This is a genomic window from uncultured Methylobacterium sp. (assembly GCF_964244095.1).
In the GTDB taxonomy this organism is placed as follows: Bacteria; Pseudomonadota; Alphaproteobacteria; order Rhizobiales; family Beijerinckiaceae; genus Methylobacterium.
The window spans coordinates 1-9,308 of the sequence record NZ_CAXTHR010000160.1; the positions used below are offsets into that span (position 1 = coordinate 1).

The following is a 9,308-nucleotide window of genomic DNA, read 5'->3' on the forward strand; positions in this document are numbered from 1 at the left end:
CTGGCCGACTTCGTCAATTTCGGCTGCGCGCCGGCGCTGATCCTCTACGGCTTCGCGCTGTTCCACCTGCGCTCGGTCGGCTGGATCGTGGCGTTGATCTTCGCCATCGCCATGGCGCTGCGACTCGCCCGCTTCAACGCGATGCTCGACGATCCCAACCGCCCGGAATGGAAGAAGGACTTCTTTGTCGGCATGCCGGCGCCGGCCGGCGCGCTCACCGGACTGCTGCCGCTCTACCTGCACTTCCTGGGCTTTCGCTTCGAGCCCTGGGCGGCGCCGGCGATCCTCGTCTACGTGCTGTGCATCGCGCTTATGGTGGTCTCCACGGTGCCGACCTTCTCGGGCAAGACCATGGGCAAGCGCGTGCCGCGCGCCTGGGTGCTGCCGATCTTCCTCGTGGGCGTGGCCGCCTTCGGCCTGCTGATCAGCTTCCCGTTCGAATCGCTGGTCGTCATCAGCATCGCCTACATCGCCGCGATCCCCGTGGGCGCGGCGCAGTACCGCCGCCGGGCAAAGCTGGACGCGCCCGCGCGCAACGACGCGCCCGAGGACCCGGCCGCCGCGACCTGATCCCGTGGCGGGCGGGGCGCTTCAGCCCGGCGGGGAGGTGTCGTCGGGGTTGACGCCGAAGGCGTCGAGGATGCGGTCGAGCGCGTGCCCGACGGCGCCGGTGCCTTCCTCGTGGGTCTTGAGCCGGGTCTCCAGCCGCTGCAACTGCGGTGCGAACGCATCGGGCACGGGGTCGTCGCCGAGGAAGCGCGGCTTCTCCGCCCCCACCGTCAGGACCGCGCGCAACTGCTGGCCGAGATGGTCGCGGACCGGTTCCGACAGGCCCGCCTTGGTGTCGATCGCGTCGTCGCTCATCGCCGTTCTCCCCGCGCCTGCATCGCGTCAACGGTTCATCGGTGCAAGCGTTGCGCCTCCGATCCGGAGGAGAGGACAGGCCCGACGCGAAGGCCCCCGGAACGGACGCCGCCGCGAAGGATGCCCTCAGGCGTCCTTCGGCATCGCCGACTGGATGAACCGGTCGGAGCCGAGGTCCTCCTCGTCGTAGCCGAGCAGTTCCGCGAGCCGTCCGCGGGCGCGGCTGACGCGGCTCTTCACGGTGCCGACCTTGCAGCCCATGATCGTGGCCGCCTCCTCGTAGGACACGCCCTCGGCGCCGACGAGGACCAGCGCCTCGCGCTGGTCGGGCGGGAGCTTGGCCAGCGCCGACTGGAGGTCCTCCACGTCGAGCCGGTCGCCCTGGTGCGGGGCGGTGGCGAGCCGCGCGGCGTAGGACCCGTCCTGATCCTCGACCTCGCGCACGCGCTTGCGGTGGTCCGAGTAGAAGATGTTGCGCAGGATCGTGAACAGCCACGCGTTGAGGTTGGTGCCCGGCTGGAAGCGGGCGCGGTGCTGCCAGCCCTTCAGGAGCGTATCCTGCACGAGGTCGTCGGAGCGGGCCGGGTTCGAGGTGAGCGACAGGGCGAAGGCGCGCAAGCTCGGCACCGCCGCGAGCAGGCCGTTGCGGAATTCCGGCTCGATCGCCTCGCCGCGGGCGCGCAAGGCCGCTTCGAGCTTCCCGATCAGCTCGGCGAACCGGCCCGGCAGCTCGGCCTGCCCCAGGGTGTCGTAGGCGCTGCGCAGGTGGTCGCCGAGATGCGAGCGGATGGTGTGCGACAGGTTCGGGCGCGCATCCGCGCTCCCGTCCCCGGGCTGGCTCGGAAGGGTCTCGGTCACGTCGCGGGTCATGGCTGGTCGCACTCTACGGCTCTGCGGGTTCGCGGAGGGTCCAGGCCCGCGCGGCGGAATGCGGACGCGGTCCGTGCCATTCCTGTTTGAGACGTCTGTAGCGCATCACGGCGACGCTTGCATCCTCGCGGGCGCCGCCGCGCGCCCGGCGGGGCGCGGCCTCAACAGGCCGGCGGTTCGAGCGGGACGGCCGCGCTGGCCGGGTTGCCGGGCTTCAGCAGGCGGATCGCGCCGTCGCGCAGGGTCAGGACGGCGCCGCGGTCGAGATCGGTCCAGCTTTCGTCGCGGGTCAGCGCCTGGGTGGCGACGACGGAGACCACGTCCCGGTCCGTGGTCTCCGTCGCGAAGTCGACGCGCCAGTCCTCGTCGATCAGCGTCGCGGTGCCGAAGGGCGCGCGGCGGGTGAGGTAGCAGAGCCGCTTGCCGCAATGGGCATAGAGCGTGCGGCTGTCGGAGAGCAGCATGTTGAAGACGCCGCGCCCGTGCAGATCGGCCGCGAGGTCCGCCACCGCCCGGTCGAGGAGCGCCGGCTTCGGCAGGGTGCGGAAGCGGGCCTGCAGCCGTCCCATCATCCAGCAGAAGGCGTGCTCGCTGTCGGTCGAGCCGATCGGCGCGAAACCGCCGAGCGGCAGCTTCTTAACGCCCTTGAGCTGGCCGTTATGCGCGAAGGTCCAGCGCCTGCCCCAGAGCTCGCGCGAGAACGGATGGGTGTTCTCGAGGCTGACGCGGCCGCGATTGGCCTTGCGCACGTGGGCGATCACGATCCGGCTCTTGATCGGGTAGTTGCGCAGCAGCTTGGCCAGTTCGGATCGTGCGCTCGGCTCCGGATCGTGGAAGCTGCGGCAACCGTGGTTCTCGTAGAAGCTGATGCCCCAACCGTCGGCGTGCGGACCGGTCTCGCCGCCGCGCCGCGCCAGGGCCGCGAACGAGAACCGGATGTCGGTGGGCACGTTCGCGCTCATGCCGAGCAGTTCGCACATGGGTCCTGGATGCTTCCGTCGGTCTTCGCGGCCGATCGGCCGAGGGCGTTCGCGGAGCGTCCGATGTAGAAGCCTTGCCGGCGCCGGACAACCGTGGGCTTCGGCACGACCGGCCCGCACGGCTTCCGCGCGGTGGGACGGCAGGAAGCCGACGTCGAGGAGATGCCGCGTCACGACCGGCGCCACCGCCGGCAACGCGATCCGTTCGGGCGGGCTGACGACCGCGGCTGTCAAGGCCGTCTGCAGGTCGCCGCCGCCGCAGGAGCGACGATCGGGACGAGGCTCGATCAGCGCATCAGGATCGCTGCTCGTCATCCGGCCGTGGCCTTCGCAGCCCGGCTTGGCTCCGCCGGGTCTGGCCTGCCCGCGCCGCGCCTTGCGGTCTGTCGCGGGCGGCTTCGGGGAGGTGTGCGGTATCCTCGAAGCACGCTTCAATCACGGCACCAGACCGATCAGATCTTCGCGGCTCAGCCGCTCAGGATCGCTTCGGCCCCTTCCACGAGGGGATCGGCGAAATCCGCTCTGCGCAAGGGCGTGGGTACTTACCCGAACCAGGACGTCCATGGGAGAACGGCTATCGCGCGTCGCGATCCGGGCCTCAGAAGAGGTCGACGCCGTCGAGGTCGCTGCCGTCCCCGGCCGGAACCTCGGCGATGGGCGAACCGGGGTTCAGAATCCGGTTCGTCAGGCGGGTGCGGACCTCGTACAGGGTGCAGCCCGCGATCATGCGCTCGACCCAGGCACGGTCGAGGGCGTCCGCGTCCGCTTCGGCACCGATCCGCGCCGCCCCGACCTCTCCCGCTTCGAGCGCCGCCGCGAGCGCGCGCAACGCGCCGCCGACATTGCCGAGGCGCTGCTTGGCGAGATCCTGGAACTGCATCCCGACCACGGCCGCCGACACCTCGGTGGTGATCGCCTGCGTCGTCTCGGCGGTCTGCTGCAGCACCGCGGCAAAGCGCGCGTTCTGCTCCACGAGGGTCTGCATCACCGTGCCGACGCGGGCCTTGGCGGTGAGGCTCTCGTCCGACATGTCGACGGCGGCGATGTCCTTCAGCATGGCGTGACTGCTGCGCAGGCCGCTCGAGATCGAGCCGATCTGCCCGCGGATGATGCCCGCGAGGGTGTCGATCGACTTGGCGAGCTCGCGCACCTCGTTGGCCACCACCGCGAAGGCGCGTCCCGCATCGCCCGCCCGCGCCGCCTCGATCTTGGCGTTCAGGGCGAGCAGGTTGGTCTGCCGGTTGATCTTGTCGACGGCCGCGATGCTCGCCTCGACGGACGTCAGCTCGCCGAGCACCCCGTCCAGGGAGCCCAGCATCGCGCCGCCGCGCGAGGACAGCACGGTGATCTTGTCGATCAGCCGGGCGAGGGTGTCGCCGAGCCCCGAGGCGACCTGCGAGAGCGGGCGGTCCTCGCCGTTGATCCGCACGGACTGGATCGACGTGACGAGATCCTGCACGGTCGCGGCCTGGTCCCGCGTCGTCGCCGCGATGGTCTGGAAGCGGGCGGACAGGCTGTCGACGTTCGTTTCGACATGCTCGGAGACGATGCCGATCTCACCGATCAGGGCGTCGAGCGCGCGCCGCTGCAGCGTCGAGAGCCCGAGCCAGTCCTGCAACAGATCGATCGCGCGCGCGCCGTTTGCGATCGAACCGTGCGGGTCCGCCTGTGCCGTCGCCTGCATCGCCATGATCGGGCTTTCCCTGGGAGCCGCCGGACTCCCGTCGTCCGGCTTGACGCGCTGCGGCGATCGCACAGCCAGCGTCGACTGGTGGGAAACCGGTATTCCTCACGTGCTTAAAGAAGCGTTATCGAAACGCGCTGCGACCGACGGCATGACCAAGAGGGCATTTGCGTCGATCATCTGTAACCATGAAAACAGCCATCTTTAACCTCCGGTTTACAGCGATCGTGGCCAATGGACTGGCCAGCGCCCACGGTCCGGCTCGCGCATCGGGAAAGCCAGTGAAGAGCGTCATGTCGAATCCGTACTCTCTTCGCCTGTCGGGCGATTGCGGCCTGCGGGCGATCCACGCCCTGCGCGACGAGCTGGCCGTCGCGCTCGCCGCATCGAGCGCCGTCGAGATCGACTGCGCGCAGGCCGAACGCATCGATCTGTCCTTCGTGCAACTCGTCGTGTCGGCGGCCAGGACCGCCCGCGGCGCGGACAAGCGCGTCGCGGTGACGAACCTCTCCGAGGCCGCGCAGGCGGCCTTCGCCCGTGCGGGCCTGTCCCCGCTCACCCTCGCCTCCGCAACCTGACCGTCAACGTTGGATCGCCCCATGGCCATCGTGCTCGCAGTCGACGACTCCCCCAGCATCCGCCAGATGGTCAAGGTCGTGCTCGGCCCGGCCGGGCACACGGTGATCGAGGCCGGCGACGGCGCCGAAGGCTTGGTCAAGGCCAAGGCCAACCCCGTCGACATCGTCATCACCGACCTGAACATGCCGGTGATGGACGGCCTCGAGATGATCCGGAACCTGCGCGGGCTGCCGTCGCTGACGGGCGTGCCGATCGTCTTCCTGAGCACCGAATCCGACGACGGCGTGAAGCAGAAGGCCAAGGCGGCCGGTGCGACGGGCTGGATCACGAAGCCGTTCAAGCCTGAGCAGCTCCTGGCCGTCGTGTCCAAGCTGGTGCGGGCGTGACCGGTCCGGCCCCGTCTTGCGGCCGCGGCACGCACCGCTCCCGCCGCGAGGACGGCACGGCCGCCTGACCGTCGGCGCTCGCCTGCCCGGAGTCCCGGGTCTGCGAGCCTGGGGGCGCCTCATCGTGGAGCCGGGACATGAAGGCGCTGCTGGTCGATGACAGTCCGTCGAGCCTGATGAAGCTCAAGCGGCTCGTCGAGGCCGCGAGCGATCTCGCCTGCTGCTGCCATTCGGACCCGATGGAGGCGCTGGCCACAGCCCGCGACGAGCATTTCGACATCGCCATCGTCGACTACGCGATGCCGGGCATGGACGGGATCGAGCTCACGCGCCGCCTGCGCGCGATGCCCGAATACGCCCCGATCCCGATCGTGATGGTGACGTCGAGCGTGAGCGAGACGGTGCGGATGCAGGCGCTCGAAGCGGGCGCGACCGACTTCCTCCCGAAATCGCCGGATACCGCCGAGGTCACGCTCCGCATCCGCAACATGATCAATCTCTCGCTCACCCTGCGCAGGCTCAACGACCAGAAAGCCTGGCTCGCGCGCGAGGTGGAGGCTGCGACGCGCACGCTGCTCGAGCGCGAGGAGGAGATGATCTTCCGCCTGTCGCTCGCGGTCGAATACCGGGACAACGACACCGGCGGCCACACGCTCCGGGTCGCGCGCTACAGCCGTCTCATCGCCGAGAAACTCGGTCTTCCCGCCGCCGCCTGCCGGTCGATCTACCTCGCCGCGCCGCTCCACGACGTCGGCAAGGTGGCGATCCCGGATGCGATCCTGCTTAAGCCCGGACGCCTCGACGCGGCCGAGTTCGCGGTGATCGAGGGTCACGCGGCGATCGGCGAGCGAATCCTCGGCGGCAGCGCCTGCGACCTGATCCAGCTCGCCGCGGAGATCGCCGGCGCCCATCACGAGCGTTGGGACGGCAAGGGCTATCCCAACCGGCTCGCCGGCCGCCTGATCCCCCTCGCCGCGCGGATCGTCGCGGTCGCCGACGTGTTCGACGCGCTCACCAGCGACCGTCCCTACAAGACTGCGATGACCGCCAAGGACGGGTTCGCCTACATCGAACGTGAGCGGGGACGGCATTTCGATCCCGCCTGCGCCGACGCATTCCTTGCCGTGCGGGCCGCGATCCTCGCGGTGATGCGCGAGGAGCCCCGGCGATACGGCGCTTCTCCGGTCGTGCCGCCCGTGCCACGGCACGCCGCGCGCAGCGATCTCGCGCGATCGTCGTACCTCGCCGACCGGCACGCCAGCGCCTGAGACCAAGCCTCGAGGCGATGACCCATCGCGGCTTGGGCCCCGTGGCTGCGGGGCGGTCGTCTGCCGGACCTCATAGGTCATGACTGTGTGACCCGAGGCTCCCACGGCGATCCGTGCTGCGATCCGCAGGCGGTGCTCCTCTCGGACGGTCCGGTCGAACGAAGCACGGATCGCCGTGGGGAGCCTCGGTATGGGACCGGCGCCCCGTCGCGGGCCCTGGCGCCGACGCGCCGGCAATTCCGGTCCCATCCGAGCGGCCAGGCGATGCCGTGGAGGTCCGACGCTCCCCGGCCGCATCGGCCGGTTCGATGCGCGCGAAACCCCGGACCACGGCCGCGCCTCCCTCTCGGCTGCCTCGGACGAGGCCGGACTCCGTCGCCGGACCCGCCTCCGCTCGTGCCCCGATCGGATGATCCTGTGATGCAGTCATCAATGGATCGCAGAAGAACATGACAGTATAAATTGCTCATCCTTCCCGGTTGCGCGGAAATTTAACAGGAACGATGGCTGTTAATCCAAAATTATCTAGCTTTATATCACGCTGTAAGGAGCGGAATGCAGATCGCGCATCTCGACGACGAGAGCAAGGAACCACAACGTGATCCGTCGTCGAAGCCTCCGCAGTCCTCCCGGCGCCATGTCCCCGGATGGAGACACGGCATGTGGCCCGCGTGAAGCAGGCCGGGGACATGCACCCGTAAACTCCTTCAAGCCCGAGCAGCGTCTCGCCGTCGTCTCAAAGCTGGTGCGGACATGAACAACGTCGATCCAACTGAAATCTTCCGTACGGAAGCCGCCGAACTTCTCGACCGTCTCGAAGTCACCCTGCTCGACCTCGGCGACAAGCCGGAGGACCGCGCGCTGATCGATACGGCCTTCCGGGCGCTGCACACCATCAAGGGCTCGGGCGCCATGTTCGGCTTCGAGCAGGTGGCCGAGTTCACCCACGATTTCGAGACCGCCTTCGAGCTCGTCCGCCAGGGCAAGGTCCCGGCGAGCCTCGACCTCGTGAACGTGTCGCTCTCGGCCAAGGACCACATCCGCGCGCTGATCGAGCAGCCGGAGGCGACGGACCCGATCATCGGGCAGGCGATCCTCGCCGAGCTGCAGCGCCTCGTCGCCCGCGCGCCGGCCCCGCTCCCTCACGCGGTCGTTGCCGAGCCGGGAGAGCCCTCCGCGGCCGGCTGGCGCATCGGCATCGCGTTCGACCCCGACATCCTGCGCAACGGCAGCAATCCCCTGGCGCTGCTCGACGACCTGCGCGACCTCGGGCCCTGCACCGTGACGCCACGCCTCGACGACGTGCCCGAGCTCGGCGCGCTCGATCCCGAGGCGCTGGCGATCGGCTGGGACGTGACGCTCAAAGGTGAGATCGCAAGGGCGGCGATCGAGGACGTGTTCATGTTCGTCATGGACGAGGTCAAGCTGACCCTGATGCCGCTCGCCGCCGTGCAGGAGGCTCCGGAGGCGGTCCCGGCCGCTGCGCCGGTCGAAGCCGTCTCCGTCCCGATCGCGCCCGTGCTCCTGCCCCTGCCCGCCCCCGTGCAGGCCGTCGCGCCGGCATCGACGTCCACCGTCGCGGCCACCCCCGCCCCCGAGCCGAGGGTCGGGGGGCGGCGTGCCGAGGACCGGGCCGGGTCGACGGTCCGGGTCGAGGCCGAGCGGCTCGACGAGTTGATGGACCGGGTCGGCGAGCTCGTGATCGCGCAGGCCCGCCTCAGCCAGCTCGCCGGCCTGCGCGCCGACAACGGCATCAAGGCGATCTCGGAGGAGATCGAGCGCCTGTCCTCGCGCCTGCGCGACACCACGATGGGCATCCGCATGGTCCCGATCGGCTCCCTGTTCAGCCGCTTCCGCCGGCTCGTCCACGACCTGTCGCGCGATCTCGGCAAGCCGGTCGAGTTCGTCACCGAGGGCGAGGACACCGAACTCGACAAGACCATGATCGAGCGCCTCGCCGACCCGCTCGTCCACCTCATCCGCAACGCGATCGACCACGGCATCGAGGACCCGGCCCGCCGGGCCGCCGCCGGCAAGGCCGCGACCGGCCGCATCGCGCTGACCGCCGAGCATGTCGGCGCCCAGGTTCTCGTGACGGTGCGCGACGACGGTGCCGGCCTCGACGCCGCGCGCATCCGCGCCAAGGCGGAGGAGAACGGGCTCGTGGCGCCGGGCGCGACGCTGAGCGACCACGAGATCTACCAGTTCCTGTTCGCGCCCGGCTTCTCCACCGCCAAGGCGGTCTCGGCCCTGTCCGGGCGCGGCGTCGGCATGGACGTGGTCAAGAAAACGATCGAGGCGATGCGCGGCTCGATCGACCTCTCGACCGTGCCGGGCGCCGGCTCGGCGGTGGCGCTGCGGCTGCCGCTGACGCTCGCCATCATCGACGGCCTGCTGATCCGGGTCGGGAATGCGCGCTACGTCATCCCGCTCTCGACGATCGAGGAATGCGTCGAGTTGCCGGAGGCGGACCGCGCGCCGCGCGGCCGCAGCTTCCTCAACATCCGGGGCGACCTCGTGCCCTACCTCCGGTTGCGGGAGCTGTTCGACAGCACCGGCGCGCCCGATCCGCACCAGAAGGTGATCATCACCGCCATCAACGGAGACCGGGTCGGCTTCGTCGCCGACCAGATCATCGGCAGCCACCAGACGGTGATCAAGTCCCTGTCGAAGCTGC

At 69.8% G+C, this 9,308-nt stretch carries 9 protein-coding genes; 5 read left to right on the top strand and 4 right to left on the bottom strand.

From position 1 onward, the window contains the following. Positions 1-570: CDP-alcohol phosphatidyltransferase family protein (locus tag ACFE86_RS19115; protein WP_375456906.1), on the top strand; the 570-nt coding region annotated here is incomplete at its 5' end. Positions 571-591: 21 nt separating this feature from the next. On the opposite strand, the gene ACFE86_RS19120 is transcribed toward ACFE86_RS19115, so the two are convergent. From ACFE86_RS19120 to ACFE86_RS19135, 4 genes are all read right to left on the bottom strand, one after another. Then, positions 592-864, bottom strand: a complete 273-nt coding sequence (locus tag ACFE86_RS19120) for a hypothetical protein (RefSeq protein WP_375456907.1) — start codon at positions 862-864, stop codon at positions 592-594. Positions 865-990: 126 nt separating this feature from the next. Beyond that, positions 991-1,734: a NepR family anti-sigma factor gene (locus tag ACFE86_RS19125; RefSeq protein WP_375456908.1), complete on the bottom strand. Its 744-nt coding sequence runs from the start codon at positions 1,732-1,734 to the stop codon at positions 991-993. A 161-nt stretch (positions 1,735-1,895) separates the two neighbouring features. Then, positions 1,896-2,714: a class II glutamine amidotransferase gene (locus ACFE86_RS19130; protein WP_375456909.1), complete on the bottom strand. Its 819-nt coding sequence runs from the start codon at positions 2,712-2,714 to the stop codon at positions 1,896-1,898. 598 nt (positions 2,715-3,312) lie between these two features. Next, positions 3,313-4,404, bottom strand: coding sequence for a methyl-accepting chemotaxis protein (locus ACFE86_RS19135; RefSeq protein ID WP_375456910.1), 1,092 nt, complete (start codon positions 4,402-4,404; stop codon positions 3,313-3,315). Positions 4,405-4,691: 287 nt separating this feature from the next. Here ACFE86_RS19135 and ACFE86_RS19140 point away from each other — a divergent pair, with 287 nt between their 5' ends. From ACFE86_RS19140 to ACFE86_RS19155, 4 genes are all read left to right on the top strand, one after another. Beyond that, a complete protein-coding gene (locus ACFE86_RS19140) occupies positions 4,692-4,976 on the top strand; it encodes an STAS domain-containing protein (protein ID WP_375456911.1) in 285 nt (94 codons plus the stop codon). A gap of 21 nt (positions 4,977-4,997) precedes the next feature. Further along, positions 4,998-5,363 (top strand): response regulator, encoded by a 366-nt coding sequence (locus ACFE86_RS19145; protein WP_375456912.1) that lies wholly within the window; start codon positions 4,998-5,000, stop codon positions 5,361-5,363. Positions 5,364-5,500: 137 nt separating this feature from the next. Then, a complete protein-coding gene (locus ACFE86_RS19150; protein WP_375456913.1) occupies positions 5,501-6,631 on the top strand; it encodes an HD domain-containing phosphohydrolase in 1,131 nt (376 codons plus the stop codon). Positions 6,632-7,384: 753 nt separating this feature from the next. After that, on the top strand, positions 7,385-9,308 hold a 1,924-nt coding region (locus ACFE86_RS19155), incomplete at its 3' end, for a chemotaxis protein CheA (protein ID WP_375456914.1).

Coding starts and splice junctions, on each gene's coding strand:
- ACFE86_RS19120 (WP_375456907.1), bottom strand. CDS start 864: ATGAGCGACGACGCGATCGACACCAAGGCGGGCCTGTCGGAACCGGTC.
- ACFE86_RS19125 (WP_375456908.1), bottom strand. CDS start 1,734: ATGACCCGCGACGTGACCGAGACCCTTCCGAGCCAGCCCGGGGACGGG.
- ACFE86_RS19130 (WP_375456909.1), bottom strand. CDS start 2,714: ATGTGCGAACTGCTCGGCATGAGCGCGAACGTGCCCACCGACATCCGG.
- ACFE86_RS19135 (WP_375456910.1), bottom strand. CDS start 4,404: ATGGCGATGCAGGCGACGGCACAGGCGGACCCGCACGGTTCGATCGCA.
- ACFE86_RS19140 (WP_375456911.1), top strand. CDS start 4,692: ATGTCGAATCCGTACTCTCTTCGCCTGTCGGGCGATTGCGGCCTGCGG.
- ACFE86_RS19145 (WP_375456912.1), top strand. CDS start 4,998: ATGGCCATCGTGCTCGCAGTCGACGACTCCCCCAGCATCCGCCAGATG.
- ACFE86_RS19150 (WP_375456913.1), top strand. CDS start 5,501: ATGAAGGCGCTGCTGGTCGATGACAGTCCGTCGAGCCTGATGAAGCTC.